Genomic DNA, 610 nt, shown 5'->3' with positions numbered 1-610 from the left:
ATATAGTGCTATTGTCAATGGAAGTAAAGTTAATGGGATAGCAGATCATGTCGTTAATATAAATGAAAAAAGAACTGCTATAGAAGCAAAATATGTTGATGATTGGGCTAAATCTCTACGTAACCCTGAAAGTTCAATTGGCAGTGCTCATTTTGCCATTAAAGAGCAACAGACGATGCTGTCCCAAGCGCAGAAATATTCTGCATCATTCGATGATGTTATTTACCACACAAATAGTCCAGATCTGGCAACACATTATAATGCTATATTCCATAACTCTGGCCTTAATAATGTATCGTTTAAGGTAATTCTATGATATATAATGAACGAGAAATCCCCGGTCTTATTCCAGTTGAATGGCGAGAGTATCGCTATGTATCAGATGACGGGTATGACAAATTTGTTGGGAAAGGTTTATTTGATAAAGTAATCAATAAAATAGAACCACCAATTCCAACAAGTGGTGGGGCAATAACAGAAAACTGTAAATTATGGCTCCCATCTGGAGAGCTTTTACATGCTTTATCATACAAGGGAGACATTGAAGGTTGGAGAAAACAAATTGAACAAGGAGCGAATGAGTTAGGGTTACTTACAGGGAAGATAGTTG

2 protein-coding genes are annotated in these 610 nt (G+C 36.6%); both read left to right on the top strand.

Going from position 1 to position 610, the window contains the following annotated elements; all coding sequences use genetic code 11:
• On the top strand, nucleotides 1-316 hold a 316-nt coding region (locus NNO04_RS22545; RefSeq protein ID WP_271446536.1), incomplete at its 5' end, for a hypothetical protein.
• Nucleotides 313-610 (top strand): hypothetical protein (locus tag NNO04_RS22540; protein ID WP_271446535.1); only part of this gene is annotated, 298 nt, incomplete at its 3' end. The genes NNO04_RS22545 and NNO04_RS22540, both read left to right, overlap by 4 nt.

Origin of the sequence: Citrobacter sp. Awk 4 (assembly GCF_028069725.1) — a bacterium.
GTDB lineage: Bacteria > Pseudomonadota > Gammaproteobacteria > Enterobacterales > Enterobacteriaceae > Citrobacter_D.
The sequence above is the reverse complement of the archived record's forward strand: the minus strand, read 5'-3'. Positions and strand labels throughout refer to the sequence as shown.